At 70.7% G+C, this 22,343-nt stretch carries 16 protein-coding genes and 1 pseudogene; 10 read left to right on the top strand and 7 right to left on the bottom strand.

The genetic code is table 11. The features are described from left to right. Positions 1-248: 248 nt before the first annotated feature. Positions 249-1,883 (top strand): FAD-dependent monooxygenase, encoded by a 1,635-nt coding sequence (locus OG521_36575; GenBank protein ID WUW25984.1) that lies wholly within the window; start codon positions 249-251, stop codon positions 1,881-1,883. A 21-nt stretch (positions 1,884-1,904) separates the two neighbouring features. On the opposite strand, the gene OG521_36570 is transcribed toward OG521_36575, so the two are convergent. Further along, entirely contained in the window at positions 1,905-3,428 is a 1,524-nt protein-coding gene (locus OG521_36570) for an alpha/beta hydrolase (GenBank protein ID WUW25983.1), read from the bottom strand. A 374-nt stretch (positions 3,429-3,802) separates the two neighbouring features. Here OG521_36570 and paaF point away from each other — a divergent pair, with 374 nt between their 5' ends. Both paaF and OG521_36560 read left to right on the top strand, forming a co-directional pair. Then, a complete protein-coding gene (gene paaF / locus OG521_36565; GenBank protein WUW25982.1) occupies positions 3,803-5,098 on the top strand; it encodes a phenylacetate--CoA ligase in 1,296 nt (431 codons plus the stop codon). A 156-nt stretch (positions 5,099-5,254) separates the two neighbouring features. Then, positions 5,255-6,046, top strand: coding sequence for an SAM-dependent methyltransferase (locus OG521_36560; GenBank protein WUW25981.1), 792 nt, complete (start codon positions 5,255-5,257; stop codon positions 6,044-6,046). Positions 6,047-6,061: 15 nt separating this feature from the next. Here the strand turns inward: OG521_36560 and OG521_36555 are convergent, their stop codons facing one another. The 4 genes and pseudogenes from OG521_36555 to OG521_36540 form a co-directional block, all read right to left on the bottom strand. Then, complete coding sequence (locus OG521_36555) at positions 6,062-7,561, bottom strand: acyl-CoA synthetase (GenBank protein ID WUW25980.1); 1,500 nt, start codon at positions 7,559-7,561, stop codon at positions 6,062-6,064. Between the two features lie 85 nt (positions 7,562-7,646). Beyond that, a pseudogene (locus tag OG521_36550) lies at positions 7,647-7,915 on the bottom strand (hypothetical protein). A 114-nt stretch (positions 7,916-8,029) separates the two neighbouring features. Beyond that, the gene (locus OG521_36545; GenBank protein WUW25979.1) at positions 8,030-9,571 is read right to left on the bottom strand and encodes an acyl-CoA synthetase; all 1,542 of its coding nucleotides are present in this window, start codon (positions 9,569-9,571) and stop codon (positions 8,030-8,032) included. Then, the gene (locus OG521_36540) at positions 9,568-10,677 is read right to left on the bottom strand and encodes a nitronate monooxygenase family protein (GenBank protein WUW25978.1); all 1,110 of its coding nucleotides are present in this window, start codon (positions 10,675-10,677) and stop codon (positions 9,568-9,570) included. The genes OG521_36545 and OG521_36540 overlap by 4 nt, the downstream gene beginning before the upstream one ends. Positions 10,678-10,859: 182 nt before the next feature. Between OG521_36540 and OG521_36535 the strand changes: the two genes are divergently transcribed. After that, complete coding sequence (locus OG521_36535; GenBank protein ID WUW25977.1) at positions 10,860-12,698, top strand: serine hydrolase; 1,839 nt, start codon at positions 10,860-10,862, stop codon at positions 12,696-12,698. Positions 12,699-12,758: 60 nt separating this feature from the next. Here OG521_36535 and OG521_36530 read toward each other — a convergent pair whose 3' ends face one another. Beyond that, positions 12,759-13,196: a VOC family protein gene (locus OG521_36530; GenBank protein WUW25976.1), complete on the bottom strand. Its 438-nt coding sequence runs from the start codon at positions 13,194-13,196 to the stop codon at positions 12,759-12,761. Between the two features lie 642 nt (positions 13,197-13,838). Between OG521_36530 and OG521_36525 the strand changes: the two genes are divergently transcribed. Beyond that, positions 13,839-15,182, top strand: a complete 1,344-nt coding sequence (locus tag OG521_36525; GenBank protein ID WUW26919.1) for an endo-1,4-beta-xylanase — start codon at positions 13,839-13,841, stop codon at positions 15,180-15,182. 105 nt (positions 15,183-15,287) lie between these two features. Here the strand turns inward: OG521_36525 and OG521_36520 are convergent, their stop codons facing one another. Then, positions 15,288-16,370 carry a LacI family transcriptional regulator gene (locus OG521_36520; protein WUW25975.1) on the bottom strand — a complete coding sequence of 361 codons (1,083 nt, stop codon included), beginning with the start codon at positions 16,368-16,370 and terminating at the stop codon, positions 15,288-15,290. Positions 16,371-16,595: 225 nt separating this feature from the next. Here OG521_36520 and OG521_36515 point away from each other — a divergent pair, with 225 nt between their 5' ends. The 5 genes from OG521_36515 to OG521_36495 all read left to right on the top strand — a co-directional run bounded on the left by OG521_36515 (position 16,596) and on the right by OG521_36495 (position 22,340). After that, on the top strand, positions 16,596-17,864 hold the full coding sequence (locus OG521_36515; GenBank protein ID WUW25974.1) for an ABC transporter substrate-binding protein: 1,269 nt from the start codon (positions 16,596-16,598) through the stop codon (positions 17,862-17,864). Positions 17,865-18,002: 138 nt separating this feature from the next. Then, positions 18,003-18,845 (top strand): sugar ABC transporter permease, encoded by an 843-nt coding sequence (locus OG521_36510; protein ID WUW25973.1) that lies wholly within the window; start codon positions 18,003-18,005, stop codon positions 18,843-18,845. After that, positions 18,832-19,755 (top strand): carbohydrate ABC transporter permease, encoded by a 924-nt coding sequence (locus OG521_36505; protein ID WUW25972.1) that lies wholly within the window; start codon positions 18,832-18,834, stop codon positions 19,753-19,755. Before OG521_36510 ends, OG521_36505 begins: the two co-directional genes overlap by 14 nt. A 45-nt stretch (positions 19,756-19,800) precedes the next feature. Further along, positions 19,801-20,565 carry an SDR family oxidoreductase gene (locus OG521_36500; protein ID WUW25971.1) on the top strand — a complete coding sequence of 255 codons (765 nt, stop codon included), beginning with the start codon at positions 19,801-19,803 and terminating at the stop codon, positions 20,563-20,565. Further along, positions 20,553-22,340, top strand: coding sequence for a heparinase II/III-family protein (locus OG521_36495; protein ID WUW25970.1), 1,788 nt, complete (start codon positions 20,553-20,555; stop codon positions 22,338-22,340). The genes OG521_36500 and OG521_36495 overlap by 13 nt, the downstream gene beginning before the upstream one ends. Positions 22,341-22,343: the final 3 nt, after the last annotated feature.

Raw genomic sequence — 22,343 nt, 5'->3', positions numbered from 1 at the left:
AACTCCTTCGAGACGGTGGGAGAACCGGCCGGGCCGGTGGGGAACCGTCGAGTGGGGGGGCGGAGCGGGGAATCTCCCGGCGGATGCGCACGGTCCGCCCGGACCGCGGGCGACGTCTCCGTGACCGATCGTGAAACGCTGGTCCGGCTGACGCGAGATTTATGAACCGTTCAGGTGAGGGGGCGTCCGAACCGCTCGGACAAGGGCATGGACACTGCATCTGTACGGCGTCAGAGCTGGAGCAACTGATGAACGAGAACGTCGACGTCCATGTACCGGTCCTCATCGTGGGCGGCTCCCTGGTGGGCCTGTCCGCGTCCCTCTTCCTCGGCCGGCTCGGCGTCGAGCACCTGCTGGTCGAGAAGCACGACGCCACCTCGACACACCCACGGGGCCGCGGCAACAACGTCCGCACGATGGAGATCTTCCGCCGGGCCGGGGTGGAGCCGCAGATCCGTGCGGCCGCGTCGGTCCTGGCGGAGAACCACGGCATTCTGCAGGCCGGTTCGCTGACCGGTGACGATCAGGAGTGGCTGTTCAAGGAGATCGACCCGGGTGGCGCGCTCGCCCGCTTCAGCCCGAGCGGCTGGTGCCTGTGCAGCCAGAACGACCTGGAGCCCGTCCTGCTGGACCGGGCACTGGAGCAGGGCGGCGATCTGCGGTTCTCCACGGAACTGATGTCGTTCGACCCGGACGGCTCGGGTGTGACCGCGGCCCTGAAGAACCGGCGGACGGGTGAGCACACGACCGTTCGGGCGGACTACCTGATCGCCGCCGACGGTCCGCGCAGTCCGGTCCGTGAGCAGTTGCGCATCGGCCGTTCGGGTGCCGGCGACCTGTTCCACAACGTGAGCATCACCTTCCGCTCCGCCCGGCTCGCCGAGGTGCTGGGCGACCGGCGCTTCATCGTCTGCTACCTGACGAATCCGGAGGCCGACGGCGCGCTGCTGCCGGTGGACAACGAGCGGGAGTGGGTGTTCCACGCGCCGTGGCAGCCGGACCGGGGCGAGACGCTGGAGGACTTCACGGACGAGCGGTGCGCGGCGCACATCCGCAAGGCCGTCGGGGCGCCGGACATCGACGTCGAGATCACCGGCAAGGCGCCGTGGCACGCGGCCGAGCGGGTGGCGGACCGGTACGCCCGGGGCAGGGTCTTCCTGGCCGGCGACTCGGCGCACGAGATGTCGCCCACCGGGGCCTTCGGCTCCAACACCGGTATCCAGGACGCGCACAACCTGGCGTGGAAGCTCGCCGCGGTGCTGCGCGGCGAGGCGGGTCCGGGACTGCTGGACACGTACGAGGCGGAGCGGCTGCCGGTGGCCCGGGCGACGAGCGAGCGGGCCTCGGCACGCTCGGGCGAGCACAGCCACCCGGGGTACGCGCCGCCGCCGGCCGTGGGCGGCGGCAAGCGCGGCGGGATGCTGAACGTGGCGCTCGGCTACCGGTACGTGAACGGTGCGGTGCTGGGCGTCGGTCCGGACCGGCCCGTGGTGCCCGAGGGGGTGCTGCTGAACGGTGATCCGGGCAGCAGGGCGCCGCACTTGTGGGTCCGCAGGGCCGGTGAGCGGATCTCCACGCTGGATCTGTACGAGCGGTCCTTCGTACTGCTCACCGACGCCTCGGACGTGGCGTGGCGCCGGGCCGCGGCGCGGGTCGGTGACCGGCTGGGGGCCCGGCTCGACGCGTTCGGGATCGGCACGGGACCGGGCGGCGATCTGGAGCCGGAGGCCGGTGCCGACTGGGCCGAGGCGCACGGGACGAGCGCCGGTGGCGCCGTGGTGGTGCGGCCCGACGGCTTCGTCGCCTGGCGTGCGGAGTCGGGTGTCGAGGACGCCGAGGCGGCCCTGTACGAGGTCATGGTGGCGCTGCTGCGCCGGGACTGACCCCGGGGCCCGTGTCCCGGGTCAGCCCACACCGAACGACCGGAGGGCGGCGAGGAACTCCTCCGGCCGTTCGGTGTGCACGAGGTGGCCCGCGTCGATGGTGACGTGCCGGGCGCCGGGGATCTGCCGGGCCATCCAGGCGAGGTCCTCCTGGACGATCTGGCTGCCCGGTCCGCCGCCGATGACGAGGGTGGGCGCGGTGATCTCGGCGAGGCGCTCGCGCCCCTCCGGGTCGGGCTCGTTGAGCTGGGCGTTGATGGACGGCACCACCGGCCAGTCGAAGTCGAGCCGTCCTTCGGGGCGTTCGACGGGTCCGCGGGGCGGGTCGAGCGGGAAGGGCGGGGGCGCCTCCTCCAGGACGAGCCTGCCGATGAGTCCGGGCTGCCGCTCGGCGAGCAGGAAGGCCGCGGCGCCGCCCATGGAGTGCCCGACGACCGTGGCACCGGAGAGGTTGCGGGCCTCAAGGAAGGCGTGCAGGTCGTCGCGGAACAGCTCGAAGGAGTAGCGCCCGGTCCAGTCGCTGAGTCCGTGGCCGCGGAAGTCGAAGGCGTACACCCGGTGGCCGGCGGCGAGCCGTTCGGCGACCTCGGTCCAGGTGGTGCTGTCTCCGCACCGCCCGTGGGCGAGGACGACGGGCGGTGCGGAGGGTTCCCCCCACACCCGGTAGGCGAGGCGTATTCCGCCGGCCTGGACGCTGTGCACCTCGGGGTCCAGGAACGCGGTGACGGTCCGGACGAAGGCACCCGGGTCGTCGAGCCACGGGAAGTGCCCGGCCCCGCGCTGCACGGCGAACTCCGACTCCGGGAAGAGCGCCGCCAGTTCGGCGGCCCGGTCGGGGGTGGTGAGGCCGTCGTACTCGCCGGTCAGGACGAGGACCGGGGCCGGGAACGTACGCAACGAGGCCACCGTCTCGACGGGGTTGAACGCGCCGTCGGCGTAATAGGCCTGGGCAGCAGCGGCGTTGATCTCACGGGCGGACCGGGCCGCGTGCTCCTGCGCCGCCCCGTCCCACCGCCCGTACAGGAACGGCCGGGAGGCGGCGCGCAGTTCGTCCGTGAAGTGTCCCGCCCAGATCTGTTCCAGGGCGGGGAGCGCCTGCGCGTACCAGGGCTCCGCGCAGCGCAGCGCGGCGGCTTCCCGGGCCGCGCGCTCCACGAAGGCGAATCCGGTGGCCCGGGTGCCGGGGGCGACCAGGATCAGGCTGCGCAGGGCCTCGGGGTGGCGTGCGGCGTAGAGCGAGGCGAGGTCACCGGCCGCCGAGTGGGCAAGCAGATCGACGCGGTCGAGTCCGAGATGCAGGCGCAGCGCCTCGACGTCCTCGACGAGCCGGTCGCAACGGCAGGTGGACATGTCTTCCGGTACGGCGGAGTCCCCGGTACCACGCAGGTCGAGGACGACCAGCTGCCGGGTGGCGGAGAGCCCGCCGAGGTCTCCGAGGTAGGCGCCGGCCCGCATCGCGCCGCCCGGCAGGCAGATCAGCGGTGCGCCCTCCCCCAGCACGCGATAGGCGAGTTCGGTCCCGTCGTACGTATGGAAAGTCGGCATGGACCCATCCAAACAGGGCCGACCGGGTGATGCAGCTGTGTTCGGTACGGGCGTATCCGCGATGCGGGAGGGTGCCCCGGAGGCGCGTGCCGGGGCTCAGGACGGTGCGGAGCTCATGGACGAGGTGTGGGGCGCGCTGCCGGCGCGGCTGCGCGTGGCCATGGCGGTGTTCGAGCCGGAGCGGCCGGCCGAGGCGGCTCTGCGGCACGAGGCGGCAGCGGTGCAGCGGGCCGGCCGGAGGCCGAATGCGTCGTCCCTCTTGCCACGCGGTGCAAGATCCTGAATTACTGCTCCCGGAAGGAACGACCGAATGATCGGTCGTCTGCGCGGTGCGCAGGGGCACGCCACGGGGCGCACGGGAAGAGGGGATCCGCATGACGGCTCTGCTGGACGCGGCGGAACGGATGGGCCGCGAGGAACTGGAGGCGCTGCAGCTGGAGCGGCTGCGGGCCACCCTGCGCCACGCCTACGACCGGGTCGGCCACTACCGGAAGGCGTTCGACCTGGCGGGACTGCGTCCGGACGACTGCCGTTCCCTCGCCGACCTGGCCAGGTTCCCGTTCACCACCAAGGCCGACCTGCGGGACAACTATCCGTTCGGGATGTTCGCCGTGCCCGAGGAGCAGGTGCGGCGGATCCACGCCTCCAGCGGGACGACCGGCCGCCCGACCGTCGTCGGCTACACGGAACGGGATCTGGACACCTGGGCGGACGTGGTGGCCCGCTCGATCAGGGCGGCCGGCGGGCGTCCCGGGCAGAAGGTCCATGTCGCGTACGGTTACGGGCTGTTCACCGGCGGTCTCGGCGCGCACTACGGCGCGGAGCGGCTGGGCTGCACGGTCATTCCCGCGTCGGGCGGGATGACGGGCCGGCAGGTCCAGCTGATCCAGGACTTCCGGCCCGAGATCATCATGGTGACGCCGTCGTACTTGCTGACCCTCCTCGACGAGTTCGAGCGGCAGGGCATCGATCCGCGGACGACGTCGCTGAAGGTGGGGATCTTCGGGGCCGAGCCGTGGACGGAGGAGATGCGCCGGGAGATCGAGGAGCGGTTCGCGATCGACGCGGTCGACATATACGGGCTGTCCGAGGTGATGGGCCCGGGCGTGGCGCAGGAGTGCGTGGAGACGAAGGACGGGCTGCACATCTGGGAGGACCACTTCTATCCCGAGGTGGTCGACCCGTTCACCGGCGAGGTGCTGCCGGAGGGGTCGGAGGGCGAGCTGGTGTTCACCTCGCTGACCAAGGAGGCCATGCCGGTGATCCGTTACCGGACCCGGGACCTGACCCGGCTGCTGCCGGGCACGGCCCGCGTGTTCCGGCGCATGGAGAAGGTCACCGGGCGCAGTGACGACCTGGTGATCCTGCGCGGGGTGAACCTCTTCCCGACCCAGATCGAGGAGATCGTGCTCCGGACGCCCGGGGTGGCGCCGCACTTCCAGCTCCGGCTGACCCGCGAGGGCCGGCTGGACGTGCTGACGGTGCGGGCGGAGGCCCGGGCGGGGGCGACGCCCGAACAGCGGGCGGCGGCCGCCGCGTCGGTCGCGGCGGCGGTCAAGGACGGGATCGGCGTCTCGGTCGGGGTGGAGATCCTGGATCCCGAGACGCTGGAGAGGTCGGTCGGCAAGTTCCGGCGGATCGTGGACGAGCGGGAGCGTCCCGGCAGTTGACCTGCGGCGCAGCCGTCCGGCCGTTCAACTGACCTCGGGGCGCGCGTGGTTGCTGTGGCAGGATGCGTGCAGGGGGCACGGTGGATACGGAGATGTGCCCGGCCCCCGCGGCACCGTTCCGCGTGTCCTCCCGTACCGAAGAACTTGGAGCTCGCCATGACGACAGGCCCGGCCAGGACTCGGATCGACACCGGCAGGCCGCACCCGGCGCGCGTCTACGACTACCTCCTGGGCGGCAAGGACCACTACCCCGTCGATCAGGCGCTCGGCGAGCAGATGCCGCCCGAGGCGAAGGACGCCGTCGCGCAGAACCGGGCGTTCATGCACCGGGCGGCGGGCTGGGCCGCGCGGGCGGGCGTCGACCAGTTCCTCGACATCGGGACGGGCATTCCGACCCAGCCGAATCTCCATCAGATCGTCCAGGAGATCAATCCGGCGGCCCGGGTCGTGTACGCGGACAACGATCCGATCGTGCTGCGCCATGCCGAGGCGCTGCTCGTCAGCACGCCGGAGGGCGCCACCGCCTATCTCGAAGCCGATGTGCGCGAGCCCGGGAAGATCCTCGAACACGCCGGTACCGTGCTGGACCTCGGCCGGCCCGTCGCGCTGTCCCTGATCGCCCTCCTGCACTTCGTCCCGGACGAGGACGACCCCTACGGCATCACCCGCACCCTCCTCGACGCGCTGGCGCCGGGCAGTTGCCTGGTGCTGTCGCACTTCACCAAGGACTTCCTCTCCGGCGAGCAGGACAAGACCGACGAGTACCGGTCGAGCGGCATCACCCTGAGGCCCCGGACCGGGGCGGAGGTCGCGCGGTTCTTCGACGGGCTCGACGTGGTCGAACCGGGCCTGGTCACCGCCCCTCGATGGCACCAGGACCGGGCTGTCCCCGAGAGCAGGGACGCCACCGACAGTTTCCATGTCGGGGTCGCCCGCGTCCGCCGGTGACGCGCCCGCGCCTCCTCAGGCGAAGCGGTCGCGGAGCTCCCGCTTGAGGATCTTCCCGCTGGCGTTGCGCGGCAGGCCGTCCACGAACACGATCCGCTTCGGGGCCTTGAAGTGGGCCAGCTTCTCGCGGGCGTGAGCGATCAGTTCGGCCTCGGTCGCCTCCCCGCGCAGGACGACGACGGCGGTGACGGCCTCGATCCAGCGCTCGTCGGGCAGTCCGACGACCGCCGCCTCCGCGACCGCCGGGTGCGTGTAGAGCGCGTCCTCCACCTGGCGGGAGGCGACGAGGACGCCGCCGGAGTTGATGACGTCCTTCACCCGGTCGACGACGGTGAAGTAGCCCTCCGGGTCGCGGACGGCGAGGTCGCCGGAGTGGAACCAGCCGTCGCGGAACGCCTCGGCGCTCTCCTCCGGCTTGTCCCAGTAGCCGCTGCACAGCTGGGGCGAGCGGTAGACCACCTCGCCGGCCGTGCCGTCGGGGACCTCCTTGCCGTGCTCGTCGACGACCTTGGCCTCGACGAAGAGGACGGGGCGGCCGCAGGAGTCCATCCGGCCCTCGTGCTCGTCCGGTCCCAGGACGGTGGCGAGGGGACCGATCTCGCTCTGTCCGAAGCAGTTGTAGAAGGCGAGGCCCGGCAGGCGTGCGCGGAGGCGTTCCAGCACCGGTACGGGCATGATCGACGCCCCGTAGTAGGCCTTGCGCAGACCGCCGAGGTCGCGGGTCGCGAAGTCGGGGTGGTTGGCGAGGCCGATCCAGACGGTGGGCGGGGCGAAGAGGCTGTCCGCCTGTCCCGATTCGACGAGGTCGAAGATCCGGGCCGCGTCCGGGGCGTCCAGGACCGTGTTCTCGGCGCCGACCGCGAGATAGGGCAGCAGGAATACGTGCATCTGCGCCGAGTGGTAGAGCGGCAGGGCGTGCACGGGCCGGTCGCCGGCGCGCAGGTCCAGGGCGGTGACGGCGCTGACGTACTCGTGGACGAGGGCGCCGTGCGTCATCATCGCGCCCTTGGGCAGGGCGGTGGTGCCGGACGTGTACAGCAGCTGGACGAGGTCGTCGGCGGCCGGTTCGTGCGCGGGGACGAAGGGGCGCGGGCTGTCGAGTTCGGCCAGGAGGGAGCCGGGGGCGTCGCGCAGCGCCCGTACGGCGTACCCCTGCGGGACCCGGCCGGCGAGGTCCGGGTCGGTGAGGACCAGGGAGCTGCCGGACTGCTCCAGGATGTACGCGAGGTCGTCGCCCGTGAGGTTCTGGTTGACCGGCACGTGGACCAGCCCGGCGCGGGCGCAGGCGAGATAGGCGATCAGGTACGCGTCGGAGTTGTGGGCGTAGGAGGCGACCCGGTCCCCCGGGCGCAGTCCGTGGCCGTCCATGAGGACGGCGGCCGCGGTACCGACCGCCTCGTCGAGCCCGCGGTAGGTCCAGGCCCGGTCGGCGTACCGCAGGGCGGGGCGCTCGGGGGTGCGCCGTGCGCTGCGGGTCACGACGCCGTCGACTGTGCTGCTGCGTACACCGGTCATGGCGTGATCCTGTGCGGCCGGGGCCCGGTGGTCAAGGGCCGGGAGGGCAGCGCGCCCCGGTGGTCGTCCCGTCTGAGGTGGCCGTCCCGTCCTGGGTGAGCGGGAGGAGGTACTCCCGGTGCCTGACGGTCTGGACGGCGACGAAGAGGCCGTAGAGGAACAGCGAGGCGACGGCGGCGAAGGTGAGCTGGGCGCGGTCACGGCCAGTTCGCCGACGCGGTGGGCGACCACCTCGGCATGGTGCACGGCGGCCAGGACGGCGCCGGCGAGGCAGAGCGCGACCACGTCGACGGCGAACGGCGGCAGCTCGCGCCCCCAGCTGAACACCAGCGCGAGCGCCGCGACGAGCGGCACGACCACGGTCCACCGGGTCGCCAGTGCCCGGATCGTCGCGCTCGTGTTCGTAGGCCGTACGCTGCCAGAACCGGCCGGGGACCCGCTCGGCGGCCGGACCCGCCGAGGGGGGTTCTACGCGTGTCCCTCCCAGTACGGTTCGCGCAACCGCCGTTTGTACAGCTTGCCGTTGGGGTCGCGGGGCATCGTGGTGATGAATCCCAGGGTCTTGGGTCGTTTGTAGCCGGCGAGCAGCCCCGCGCAGTGTCCGAGGATCTCGGCGGCGAGTGCGTCACCCGCCTCGTGCCCCTCGGCCGCTTCGACCACGGCCCTGACCTCCTCGCCCCAGTCGGCGTGCGGGATGCCGAAGACCGCGGCGTCGGCGACCGCGGGGTGGGTGAGGAGGGCGCCCTCGATCTCGGCGGGGTAGATGTTCACGCCGCCGGAGATGATCATGTCGATCTTGCGGTCGCGGAGGAAGAGATAGCCCTCCTCGTCGAGGACGCCGAGGTCGCCGACGGTGAAGAAGTCGCCGATGCGGTTCTTCCGCGTCTTGCCCTCGTCCTTGTGGTAGCTGAAGCCGCCGGTGCTCATCTTCATGTAGACGGTGCCGAGCTCGCCCGGCCCGAGCCGGTTGCCGTCGTCGTCGAAGACCGCGAGTTCGCTGATCGGCCAGGCCCGGCCGACGGTGCCCGGCTTCTTCAGCCAGTCGTCGGCCGTGGCGAAGGCGCCGCCTCCCTCGCTGGCCGCGTAGTACTCCTCGACGCAGCGGCCCCACCAGTCGATCATGGCGCGTTTGACGTGGTCGGGGCAGGGGGCCGCGCCGTGGATGGCGTGGCGCATCGCGGAGACGTCGTACCGCTGCCGGACCTCCTCGGGCAGGGCGAGGAGGCGGTGGAACTGGGTCGGGACCATGTGCGTGTGGGTGCAGCGGTGGGTGTCCATCGCCCGCAGCATCTCCTCGGGCGACCACTTGTCCATCAGGACGAGCGGGTGGCCGATGTGCAGGGCCGCTCCCGCGAACTGCAGCACCGCCGTGTGATAAAGCGGCGAACACACCAGGTGGACGTTCCCGTCGAACGGCTTGATGCCGAAGATGCCGAGGAAGCCGCCGAGGTAGGTCTCCTCGGGGAGCTTTCCGGGCAGCGGCCGGCGGATGCCGCGGGGGCGGCCGGTGGTGCCGGAGGTGTAGTTCATGACCCAGCCGAGCGTGCGTCCCTCCGGGGGCGAGACGGGCCGGTTCTCCAGCAGTTCGGCGTACGGGCGGAAGCCGTCGACCGCGCCGACTCCGTAGCGGTGGCTCGCGGGCAGCTTCGCCTCGTCGGCCGCGGCGGTCGCGGCCTCGGTGAAGCGTTCGTGGGCGATGAGCACCTTGGCGCCGGAGTCGGCGACGATCCAGGCGATCTCGGGCCCGACGAGGTGGTGGTTGACGGGGACGAGGTAGAAGCCGGCCTGCGAGGCGGCGAGGTAGGCGGTGAGGAACTCGACCCCGTTGGGCAGGACGACGGCGAACGCGTCGCCCTCCTCCAGGCCCGCCGCGCGCAGTCCGTGGACCATGCGGTTGGCCTCGGCGTGCAGCCGTCCGGCCGTCCAGTCCTCGCCGTCGGGTGCGATGAGGACCGTGCGGTCGGGGTCTGCGGTGGCCTGGGCCCAGAAGCCGTTGGGCGGCTGGTTCATGAGGCGCTCCGTCCGGCGATGCGGTTGATCCGGTCCACGGCCCGTTCGAAGCCGCGGGTCAGGTCGTCGAAGACGGCCTGCACACTGCGTTCGGTGTTCATCCGGCCGACGATCTGGCCGACGGGGGTGCCGAGCAGGGCGCCCGTCTCGTACTTCTGGATACGGGAGACGGCCTCGGCGACCAGGAGACCCTGGAGCGGCATCGGCAGCGTGCCGGGTCCCGCCGGGTCGTCCCAGGCGTCGGTCCATTCGGTACGGAGCTGACGCGCGGGTTTGCCCGTGAGGGCGCGGGAGCGGACGGTGTCGCCGGATCCCGCGGCGAGGAGTTTGGCGGTCAGCGCCCGGGAGTGCATGTCGGCCTCCTCGGTGGTGAGCCAGAGGGAGCCGAGCCAGACGCCCTGGGCGCCCAGGGCAAGCCCGGCGGCGACCTGTTCACCGCTGCCGATGCCGCCCGCCGCGAGGACGGGGAGCGGACCGACGGCGTCGACGACGTCCGGGACGAGGACCATCGAGGCGATCTCTCCGGTGTGGCCGCCCGCCTCGTACCCCTGGGCGACGACCACGTCGATTCCGGCGTCCGCGTGGTGGCGGGCGTGCCGGGCACTGCCGGCGAGCGCGGCGACGAGGACGTCGTGCTCGTGGGCGCGGGCGACGACGTCGGCGGGCGGTGAACCCAGGGCGTTGGCGAGCAGTCTGATGGGGTAGTCGAACGCCACGTCGAGCTGGTTGCGGGCGACCTCCTCCATCCAGCCGGTGATGCGCCAGCCCGACGCCTCGCCCTCGGCGAGTTCGGGGACGCCGTACTTGGCGAGGGTCTCCTGCACGAACTGCCGGTGGCCGGGCGGGATCATCGCCTCCACATCGGCCTCGCTCACGCCCTCCACCTTCTTGGCGGGCATGACGACGTCGAGGCCGTAGGGCTTGCCGTCCGTGTGTTCCTGCATCCAGTCGAGGTCGCGTGCGAGGTCGTCGGGGGCGGTGTAGCGGACCGCGCCGAGTACGCCGAATCCTCCGGCCCGGGTGATGGCCGCGGCCACCGCCGGGAACGGCGTGAAGCCGAAGATGGCGTGCTCGATCCCCAGTTTTTGGCTCAGCTCCGTCTCCATGGGCGGCAGGATGCCGCAGTCCGACAACCGAGGGAAGAGATTTTCTGATGCTGTGTCAGATTCTTTGTGACTCCGGGGCCTACGGGGCGGCGAGGGGGGACAGTACTCTCTGCCTCGGCAGGAAGTTTCATGCTCGGAAGAATTTTCGAAAGTTACTTTCAGGCAGCGGGAAGGGGTTCCGGATGACCGAGGACACGGCGGGCGGGGGCATCAGCCGGCGGAGGCTGGGCAGTGGGATGCTGGCCCTGGGCGGGGCTCTCGCCCTGGCGCCCATCCCGTTCGCGGAGGCGGCGTCTGCCACGGAGTCGGGGGCGGGGTCGTCGGACATGGGCACAGGGACCGCGTCGGGGCACGGCAGGCCGACGCTGCGCCGCGGATCGGCCGCGCGCGCGGGGCTGTTGCAGGAGCCGCTCGACCAACTGGTCACCGAGGCGGAGAGATACCTCGCCGACTCGCCCAAATACCCCTGGTACGCGGGTGCCGTGCTGCTCGCGGGGCGGGGCGGGACGGTGGCACTGCACCGTCCGATCGGCAAGGCGGTGCGTTACGCGGCGTACGACGAGACGACCGACACCGGGGTGGAGTTCCCGGCGGACCAGCAGATCGCCATGGCCGAGGACACGGTCTTCGACCTGGCGTCGGTGTCGAAGCTGTTCACCTCGATCCTGGCGGTGCAGCAGATCGAGCGCGGCACGCTGGAGCTGGAGGCGACCGTCGCCACGTATCTGCCGGACTTCGCCGGCGGCGGCAAGCAGGACATCACGATCCGTCAGCTGCTCACGCACACCTCGGGTTTCCGTGCCTGGATCCCCCTCTACACGGCGCCGACCCGCGAGGGGAAGCTGGAGCTGCTCTGGAACGAGGCCCCGGCGAACCCGCCCGGCACGGTGTACCTCTATTCCGACCTCAATCTGATCTCGCTCCAGCTGGTACTGGAGAAGATCACCGGCCGCACCGAGGACGTACTGCTCCGCGAACAGATCACCGCTCCGCTCGGGATGCAGCGCACCCGGTACAACCCGCCGGCCTCCTGGAAGCCGAAGATCGCCGCGACCGAGGACGCCCGGCTCCCCTGGTCGGGACTGGAGCGCGGACTGGTCTGGGGCGAGGTCCACGACGAGAACGCCTTCAGCCTCGACGGGGTCGCCGGCCACGCCGGGGTCTTCTCCTGTGCCTGGGACCTGGCGATCCTCGCCCGCACCCTGCTCAACGGCGGGGTGTACGGACGCGCGAGGATCCTCTCGGCCGCATCGGTGGATCTGCTGTTCACCGACTTCAACACCGCGTTCCCCGGTGACGCGCACGGCCTCGGCTTCGAGCTCTACCAGCACTGGTACATGGGCGCGATGGCCACGCCCCGTACGGCCGGCCACACCGGCTTCACGGGCACCAGCTTGGTCCTCGACCCGTCCACCGACTCGTTCCTGATCGTGCTGGGCAACTCGGTGCACCCGGTGCGCAACTGGCGCTCCGGCAGCGCGCCGCGGGTCGCGACGGCCAACCAGCTGGCCCGGGCGGTCGCGGTCCGGCCGGCCCGGGGCCGTACCGCGTGGTTCTCCGGCATGGCCAGTGCCTCGACGGCCACGCTGGCACTCCCGCCGCTCACCCCGGCCTCCTCGCGCGCCCGGCTGAGCTGTGCGCTGTGGTGGGACGCCGAGCCCGCGTCGGACTTCCTCTTCCTGGAGGCCTCGACGGACGCCGGGGCCAGCTGGCAGCCGGTCCCGTTCACCACCACGCCGGCCCCGCAGCAGCACCGCCCACAGCCCGAAGCGCACCCGACGGGCTCGGTCTCCGGCTGGTCGGGCCGGGTCTGGCACCGCCTGGACGCGGACCTCGCCCAGTGGCGCGGCACCGAGACCGTGCTGCGGTGGCGGTACACCACCGATCAGCTGTACGTCGGACGCGGCGTGTACGTGGACGCGATCAGGGTCGAGGACGGCGGACGCACGGTCTTCGACGAAGGACGGCCGGGCGACGCGCGGCGCATCGAGGCGAAGGGCTGGGCCGCTTCGGCGAACTGACCGCACCGGACCGGGACGGCCCGCCTCTGCGGCCGGCCGTCCCGCAGCCGCGCATCCGGCTCACAGCAGGCAGAACTCGTTGCCCTCCGGGTCCGCCATCCAGAGGTGATCGGGCCGCCCGTCGGCCTCGAACTCCTCGACGACCTTCGCCCCCGCGGCAGTCAGCCGCTCCAGCGCCTCCAGCACGCGGGGCCACCGCACCTCCCACGGCACCTCACGGCCGCCACCGGCCTGCACGTCCATGTGCAGCCGGTTCTTCCCGGCCTTCGCCTCGGGCACCTTCATGAAGGACAGGCCGGGCCCCTCACCGTCCGGGTCCGCCAGATAGGCGCCGTCGCCCCATTCCTCCTCCGGGACGTCGTAGTGGGCGAACCACTCCTCCCAGCTGCCGAAGCCCTTCGGCGGCGGCTTCTTCGCGTAGCCCAGGGCGAGCGCCCAGAACTCCGCCAGTCGCGCGGGGTGCGCGCAGTCGATCGTCAGACTCCAACGTGTCGCCATGAATCCCTCCGGACAGAAGATCCGGCCCCTCGGCCGACCGCGGGACCGATCGTGCCACGGGGGATTCCGGGGATCTCCGCGATTCGATTCAAGATTCTTTACGGACCGAAATATTTCGGTCTGTTGTGTCGTCGATTTCGATTGATCAGTCATCCAATTCGATGGCGCGAGCGGCAACATGCCTGTTCAGAAGCGCTTCACCTGGAGCCGACTCCACCAGCGCGACGACCGCTCAACCCTTCCTTCACGCTCGACATTCGGAATCCTTTCGTAACTCTCGATGCCGAATGTACCCATCCGCCCTGCACGTCCCGCGACCAGTTGTGAGCCGAAGGGCATAAGACCAGTTCACGGCGCCACACGGTGGCGATGAAGCGGTTAATCTCACCGAAATATTTCGGAAATGTGGCGTTGACGAGCCGTCCGGGCGCGCGCATACTCTCCCTCGCTCCCTGCATCACCGATCAACTTCGCGCCGCGGAACCGTCGTTGGACGGTTCATCCCCCGCGGCGAACGAACCGCTCAGCGCACGGTCCACCCACCCGTCCGGACGGCCCGCTCACGCCCGTCCGGCAATCGGAAGAAGGTGTTGGAAAGTGATCGTCAATTCACCGCACGGCGGCGAGGCCGCACGTCCGTGGCTGCGCTCACGGACACGACGGGCCTGCGTGCTCGCCACGGCGGGGGTACTCGCCGCCGCGGGGGTCCTCTCCCTCGCCGGCACCGCCGACGCCGCGACGACGCTCGGGGCATCGGCCGCCGCCAAGGGCCGGTACTTCGGCGCAGCCGTCGCCGCGAACCACCTGGGCGAGTCCGCGTACGCCTCCACCCTGGACACCGAGTTCACCATGGTGACCCCGGAGAACGAGATGAAGTGGGACGCCGTCGAGGCCTCCCGCAACAGTTTCAACTTCAGCTCCGCGGACCAGATCGTCAGCCACGCCCAGGGCCGGGGCATGAAGCTTCGCGGTCACACGCTGGTGTGGCACTCCCAGCTGCCCGGCTGGGTCGGCGGGCTCGGGGCCACCGATCTGCGCTCGGCGATGAACAACCACATCAACCAGGTGATGGCGCACTACAAGGGCAAGATCTACGCCTGGGACGTCGTCAACGAGGCCTACCAGGACGGCAGCAGCGGGGCCAGGCGCAGCTCGCCCTTCCAGGACAAGCTCGGCAACGGCTTCATCGAGGAGGCCTTCCGCACCGCCCGGGCCGCCGACTCCGGCGCCAAGCTCTGTTACAACGACTACAACACCGACGGCCAGAACGCGAAGAGCAACGCGGTCTACGCCATGGTGAAGGACTTCAAGCAGCGCGGGGTGCCGATCGACTGCGTCGGCTTCCAGTCGCACTTCAACGGCAACTCCCCCGTCCCCTCCGACTACCAGGCCAACCTGCAGCGCTTCGCCGATCTCGGGGTCGACGTACAGATCACCGAGCTGGACATCGAGGGTTCGGGATCGGCTCAGGCCGCGAGTTACACCAAGGTCGTCAACGCCTGCCTGGCCGTGTCGCGCTGCGCCGGCATCACCGTGTGGGGCATTCCGGACAAGTACTCGTGGCGCGCCGGCGGCACCCCGCTGCTGTTCGACGACAACTACGGAAAGAAGCCGGCCTACAGCGCGGTGCTCGCGGCGCTGGGCGGCACCGGCGGCGGGGGTGACGGCGGTGGTGGAAACGGTGCCTGCACGGCCACTTACACCCGGACCAACACCTGGGGCGACCGCTTCAACGGGCAGGTGACCATCACGGCGGGCAGCTCGGCGATCAGCGGCTGGACGGTTCCGGTGACGGTGACGTCGCCGCAGAAGATCGCCACCACCTGGAACGGCACTCCGTCCTGGGACAGCAGTGGCAACGTGATGACGATGAAGGCCAACGGGAACGGGAATCTGGCCGCCGGGGCCTCGACGTCCTTCGGCTTCACCCTCATGACGAACGGCAACACCTCGGCGCCCGCCATCGGCGCCTGCACCGCCTCCTGATCCAGGGGCGTCCGAGGACACCGGCGCGAGGGCACCGCTTCCGGGGCGGTGTCCTCGCGTCGTCCGTGCACCGGCCGGCGGACGACGCCGACGCGCACCGGTGACTCACCGGTGCGCGAGAGCCTCCTCGGCCGCGGCCACCTCGGCGGGGGCGGAAGCCGTCGACTCCCGGACCACGAGTCTCGGCCTGATCAGGAGCGAACGTCCGGCGACCGGGGCGGAGTCGATCCGGGCCTTCAGCTGCTGGAACGTCTCCGCGGCCATCTCGGGCAGCGGCTGGCGGACGGTGGTCAGCGGCGGCTCGAAGAGGTCGGCGAGCAGGATGTCGTCGAACCCGACCACGGAGACGTCCTGTCCCGCACTGCGGCCGGCGTCCTTCGCGCCCCGGCAGATCCCGATCGCGCACATGTCGTTGATGGCGACGAACGCGGTGGGCGGGCGCGGGCCGCAGAGGAGCTCGCGGGCCGCCCTGCGCCCCAGTTCGGCCGCGTCCTTGTCACCGAACTCGGTGGTACCGGCGCCGGGCCAGACGATCGCGTCGGCCGGGTCGAGGCCGGCCGACTCCAGGGCGGCCCGGAAGCCGCGCAGCCGCTCGCGGCGGTTGACGCTGTTGACCGAGCCGGAGACGAAGGCCAGCCGGCGGTGGCCCAGTTCGAGCAGGTGCCGGGTGGCGAGCTCGGCTCCCATCGCGTTGTCGACGCTGATCGAGGCCAGTGACGGCGGATCGCCCGCCTGGGCGGTGCGGTCGAAGGCGACCATCTTCAGACCGCGGCTGAGCAGCGGTGCCACATGGTCGAGCGAGGGCAGCGAGGAGCAGAGCACCACACCGCTCACCCCGTCGGCCAGCAGCTCCTCGCCGTACTTGAGCTCACGGGCCGGATCGCGCTCACTGTTGCAGAGCAGTACGTGATAGCCCTCGGCCAGCGCGATGGCCTCCAGCTCCCGGGCCAGCGCCCCCCAGAAGGGGTTGGCGACGGACGGCACGATCAGGCCGATGACCTTGATCCGGCCGGTGCGCAGCATGCGCGCCGCGCGGTTGGGCCGGTAGCTGAGCTGCTCTATCACCTGCTCGACGCGAGCCAGGGTCGCCGCCTGCATACGGTCCGTACGTCCGTTGAGGACGTTCGACACGGTGCTCGCGGAGACCCCCGCGGCCTCCGCGACCTGATGGATCGTTACCCCGCTCATGCCACCTCCGGTTCGGAACGTGTTCGCCAGACTAGTGTACCGATTTACTGAACTCTCTTCACCGGTACACCCGTTAACTTTCCCGAAAATTGTTGTGCATCAGCTGTTGACGAGCCTCTTGGGGCGTTCTTAGTCTCAGTGCATCGATTTACCAGCGCTTCCCAGCCATGGCCGGGTTGCCATCGCTGGATCGATCCACTGTCTCCACCTCAAAAGGGGTGCCCAATGGAACTCAAACGACGGTCGCTGCTCGCTGCCATCGGCGCCGGTACGGCCGCGGCCGCACTCTCCGGCTGCGGCACCGGCTCTTCGACGGCCGGCTCCGCCGACGGTCCCGCCGAGGGCGAGATCACGCTGCTCACCCCGATCTACGAAGGCGCCGACGGCAAGACGCTGTTGGAGAAGGAGATCCTCGGCGGCTTCCGGAAGAAGTATCCGGACGTCAAGGTGAACGTGGACTACACCACGTACGCGCAGCTCAACGAGAAGATCACCACGGGGCTCGCCGGCGGGCTGCTGCCCGACGTGCTGATGATGGGCGTCGGCTGGATCCCGCCGTTCGCCGCGAAGAAGGCCATCGCCCCGCTGCCCGAGAAGTTCGCCACCGCGCACGACTACGAGAAGCGGGTCCTGGAGCCGTCGCGCTACGACGGCAAGCTGTACGCGCTGCCGGTCGTCCTGGACACCCGCATCGTCGTCTACCGCAAGGACCACTTCGCCGAGGCCGGCATCAAGAAGACCCCGGCCAACTGGGCGGAACTGCGGGCCGTCGCCAAGCAGCTGACGAAGGGCGGCCGGGTCGGATTCGACCCGTTCTCCATCGATCTGCGCCAGTGCTGGGAGACGTTCCTGTTCGCCAACGGCGGTCAGCTGTTCAGCGCGGACGGCAAGAAGGTGCTGTTCACCGACAACCGGGGCGTCGAGGCGCTGCAGTTCTTCAAGGACCTGTCCGCGGACGGCTCCGCCGACTACACCAAGAAGACGGCTGCCGGTGCACCGTCGAACGTCCAGACCGGCAAGGCGTCGATGATGATGACGACGAGCGCCCTGTGGGAGCAGGTCCGTGACCAGAACCCGGAGCTGCTGAAGGACGACACCCTCGGCGCGTTCATCCTGGCCAACCGCAAGCCGGCGATGCTCCAGGGCGGCACGCTCGTCACCCAGTCGGCGAGCTCCAAGCACCCGGCCGCGGCACGTGCCCTGGTCGAGTACCTCTCGACCCCCGACTCGATCCTGGGAGCGGCGAAGCAGCGCGGTTCGGTGCCGGGGCTCAAGGACCTCAACGAGTCCGGCTACGTGAAGGAGAACAAGTTCGTCGATCTCTCCCTCCAGAACATGAGCGCGGCCTGCTCCGAGGGCGGCACCGCGGCCTGGATGGAGATCCGCGAGAAGATCAAGCCGACGCTGGAGCCCGCGATCGTGGGCAACCAGTCCGCGAAGGATGCCATCGCGGAACTCGGCCGTCTCGCCGAAGCCGCCATCGGCCGGATGTGAGGCATCACTGTGGGAGCTGTATCCGTACTGAAGGCACGGCCCGCGCGGCCGCCTTCTCCGACTGAGAAGACCCGGCCCGCCAAGCGCCGGACCGGCAGGACCCCCACGGGTCCCGGGCGCCGCAGGCAGCGGGCCGGCATGCTGATGGTGGCACCCGCCCTGCTGCACGCCGCCCTCTGGATCGGCCTGCCGGTCGTCGCCTCGGTCGTCCTGGCCTTCACGAAGTACGACGTGCTGACGCCGCCGCAGTTCGTGGGGCTGGACAACTTCAAGGAGATGATGGACGACGCGGTGTTCCGCAAGTCCATCGTCAACACCGTCATCTACACCTTCTTCACCGTGCCGTTCGGCATGATGCTGGGGCTGCTGCTGGCGCTCGCCCTGCACACGGGTCTGAAGGCCCGCGGCATCTTCCGTACCGCGATCTTCCTGCCGCAGGTCACCGCCACCGTGGCGATCGCCCTGGTCTGGCTGTGGATCTACAACCCGGGCAACGGGCTGCTCAACACGCTGCTCTCGTTCGTCGGCGTCAGCGGTCCGGCCTGGCTCTCCTCGACCACCTGGGCGCTGCCCTCGGTGATCCTGGTCGGCGTCTGGCAGGGCATCGGCATGAAGATGCTCATCTACTTGGCCGCGCTCCAGTCCCTGCCGAAGGAACTGTACGAAGCGGCGTCGGTCGACGGCGCTTCCAAGGCGCGGCAGTTCTTCTCGATCACGCTGCCGCTGCTGAAGCCCGCGACGTTCTTCGTGCTCATCACGTCGATGATCAGCGCGTTCCAGTCGTTCGACCAGGTCTACATCCTCACCGAGGGCGGGCCGGCCAACAGCACCACGATGATGACGTACGAGATCTACAAGTCCGCCTTCCGGGAGTTCCGCGTCGGCTACGCCTGCGCCCAGTCACTGGTGCTGTTCGTCCTGCTGATGGGCTTCACCCTGGTCAACCGGCGGATCATGGGAGGCACCCGTGGCCACAACTGAGCTGCACAAGCCCGGGGTCGCGCAGCCGCCCCGCCCCAGGGCGAACCGGAAGCCGGTGTCCGCCGGCCGGATCGCGCTCTATGTGACGCTGTCCGTGATCTCCCTGCTGATGGTGGTGCCGTTCATCTGGATGGTGCTGACCTCGCTCAAGACACCGGTGGAGATCGCGTCGCAGGATGCCGGACTGCTCCCGGAGCACTGGGAATTCGGCAACTACGCGGAGGCGCTGAAGGCCGCGCCCTTCGCCACGTACGCCCGCAACAGCTTCATCATCGCGACCAGCCACACCGTGCTCAACCTGGTGATCGCCTCGATGGCGGGGTACGCGCTGGCCCGGATCAGGTTCCGCGGCAGCGAGGTCATCTTCTACCTGTTCATCGCGGCCCTGATGATCCCCACCTACACCAAGGTGCTGCCCGAGTTCCTGATCGTCCGCTTCATGCCGCTGGCCGGCGGGAACGACCTCTTCGGCCAGGGCGGCAGCGGCTGGCTCGACACCTGGTGGGCGCTCATCGTGCCCGGTGCGGTCACCCCGTTCGCGGTCTTCCTCTTCCGCCAGTTCTACCTGGACCTTCCGGTGGAGCTGGAGGAGGCGGCCAGGCTGGACGGTCTGGGCGAGTTCCGGATCTACGCCCGCATCATGACGCCGCAGGTCAAGCCCGCCCTCATCACGGTGGCGCTGCTGACCTTCGAGTCCTCCTGGAACAACTTCCTGTGGCCGCTGCTGGTGACCCGGACGGACAGTCTGCGGGTCATCCAGGTGGGGCTCTCCGTCTTCAAGACGGAGAACGGCCCCCAGTGGCACTTCCTGATGGCCGGCACCACGCTCGCCACCCTGCCCATGGTCGTGCTCTTCCTCATCGGCCAGCGCTACTTCGTGCAGGGCTTCGCAACCGCCGGTCTCAAGTGACCGGTCCCGGTCCTCAACGGCCGGTTATCGAAAGGGTTACCCCCCATGTCTGCTGATCTCCAAGGTTCCCGCGCGCTGGTGACCGGTGCGGGCCACGGCATCGGCCGCGCCATCGCCGTCGCCCTGGCCGAGGCCGGCGCCGATGTCGCCGTCCACTACCACTCCTCCGCCGACGAGGCCGCGAAGACGGTCTCCGCGATCGAGGCGCTCGGCCGCAAGGCCAAGGCGTTCCAGGCCGACGCGACGGTGACGGCCGAGGTGGACCGCCTGGTCGAGGACGCCACCGGATTCCTCGGCGGGCTGGACGTCCTGGTCTGCAACGCCGGTCATCTGATCGGCCGGGCGACGATCGCCGAGATGTCCGACGACCACTTCGACCGGGTCATCGACACCAATCTGACCTCGACGTTCCGTACGGTTCGGGCGGCGCTGCCGCACCTGAAGGAGTCGTCCGCCGGGCGCGTCATCACGATGTCGTCGCTGGCCGCGCACAACGGCGGCGGCCCCGGATCGGTCGCCTACGCGGCCGCCAAGGCCGGCATCAGGGGATTCACCAAGGGCCTGGCCAAGGAGCTCGGCGGCAGCGGCATCACGGTCAACACCGTCGCCCCCGGCTTCATCAAGGGCACCGCCTTCCACGACACGTTCACCGCGCCCGCGGCGCAGGAGGCGATGGAGGCGGGCATCCCGGTGGGCCGGGCCGGCACACCGGAGGACGTCGCCTCGGCGGTCGTCCACCTGGCCTCGCCCGCGTCCGGCTTCCTGACCGCCACCACGGTGGACATCGACGGTGGCGTATGGCCGCGTTGAGGCGGATCGCGCGGGAGCGCGGCGGCTGGTGGCACGCGTACGTCTGCCCCGCGCACGGGGTGGAGCTCGACCACGGTGATGTGCTCGCCGGGGAGTTCCCGGAAGGCGGTGCGCGCTGTGCGTACGGCTGCCGGGTCGACAACGAGGCGGTGCGCGGTGCCTGGCTGGTGCTGTCGCACCAGGCCTGGGCGCGGCACCTGCGGGTGCTCGCCCACCGGGGCGAGCGTGCCGAGGCGGTGGCGCGGCTGGTGGAGTACACCGCTCTGTACGAGGAGCTGGCCACCGCGCAGCACGGCGAGGCGCAGGGCTGGATGCTGCGCGGCCGGCTCTTCCACCAGGCGCTGACCGACGCGATCTGGGCGGTGAACATCGGGCACACCGTCCTGACCCTCGCCGAGGGCGGCACGGAGGACCTGTCCGGTGTGCTCCCGCTGCTGGACTCCTTGGAGCGGGCCGCACTCGACGCCCGCGCCGTGCTGATCGGCAAGGGGCAGCTCGCCTCCAACTACACCGCGTGGCTCAATGCCGCGGGCGCCGCCGCAGGGCGCGCCGCCGCGGCGGTGCGCGGGCAGGAGTGGGACGGCGCCAAGGAGTGGCTGGAGGGCGACAGCGGTCTCTACGCGCATCTGCGGGTCGCGGTCGCCGGGGACGGCTGGGAGTGGGAGGGCAGCACCTACTACCACGGGTTCGTCCTGCGTGCGGCGCTGCTGGCGCTGCGGGGCACCGACCCGGCGGCCCTGCCGGCCGATGTGACGGGTGTGCTGGCCGGGATGACGGACGTGCTGGCCTCGATCGCGACGCGGGGCGGCATTCTGCCCGCGCTGCACGACGGCCCGTACCTGCGCGCACCGCTGGCCCTGGAGTGGCTGGAGCTCGTCGCGCTGGCCCAGCAGCTGGTTCCGTCGGCCGCGCTGGACGCGGTGGCCGGGCGGGCCCGGGCCGAGCTGGGTGCGGGCGACGACGGGCTGGACCGGGAGCTGGGCGGCTGGTTCACCGGCCCGCCGCTGGCGGAACGTCCGGCGCCGGGTGCGCTCACGCTGTTCACCACGGCGGGCTACGCGGTGCTGCGCGTCGCGGGTGTCCACGCGCTGCTGGACTTCGGCCCGCACGGCGGTTCGCACGGCCACCGGGACAAGCTGTCTCTTTATCTCTACGGCGACACCACGCCGTGGCAGCCCGACCCCGGCCAGGTGCCCTACGCCCACGCCGAGTTCCGCGATCTGTACGCGTCGACCGAGGCCCATCCGGCGTTCCGGGTGGACGGTCTCGAACAGGCGGAGTGCACGGGCGCGCTGCTCGGTTCGGACGACCGCTCGGTCACCGCGGAGGTGACGACGGCGTACGAGGGCGTGCGCGGGGTGCGGCGGATCGCCGCGGGCGAGGGCTATCTGGTCGACCTGCTGACCGTGACGGCCGACGAGTCCCGGCGCATCACCGCGCAGTTGCGCCCCGGCACCGCGCTGGACGTGCAGGTGCAGGCCGCGGGCCCGGTGCGCACCACCTGGTACGGCGACGAGACGCTGCACGGCTGGCACACGCACCGCGCCGACGTGCCGGTGCGCCCGGTGACCGCGCCGGGTCCCGGCCCCGCCGACGACCCGCAGCGGATGCGGACCCGGGTCGACTTCACGGCCGACACCGGCCGGGTCACGTTCGCCTCGGTCTACCAGGCCGCGTCGGCCGGGCCCGCGGTGACCGACGTACATCTGGACGACGACGGACTGACGGTCTGCCTGGCGGACGGCAGCACCGCGCGGTTCCTGACGGAGGACTGACCC

It is taken from the genome of Streptomyces sp. NBC_01463 (assembly GCA_036227345.1).
In the GTDB taxonomy this organism is placed as follows: Bacteria; Actinomycetota; Actinomycetes; order Streptomycetales; family Streptomycetaceae; genus Streptomyces.
This window is presented reverse-complemented; position numbering and strand designations above follow the sequence as displayed.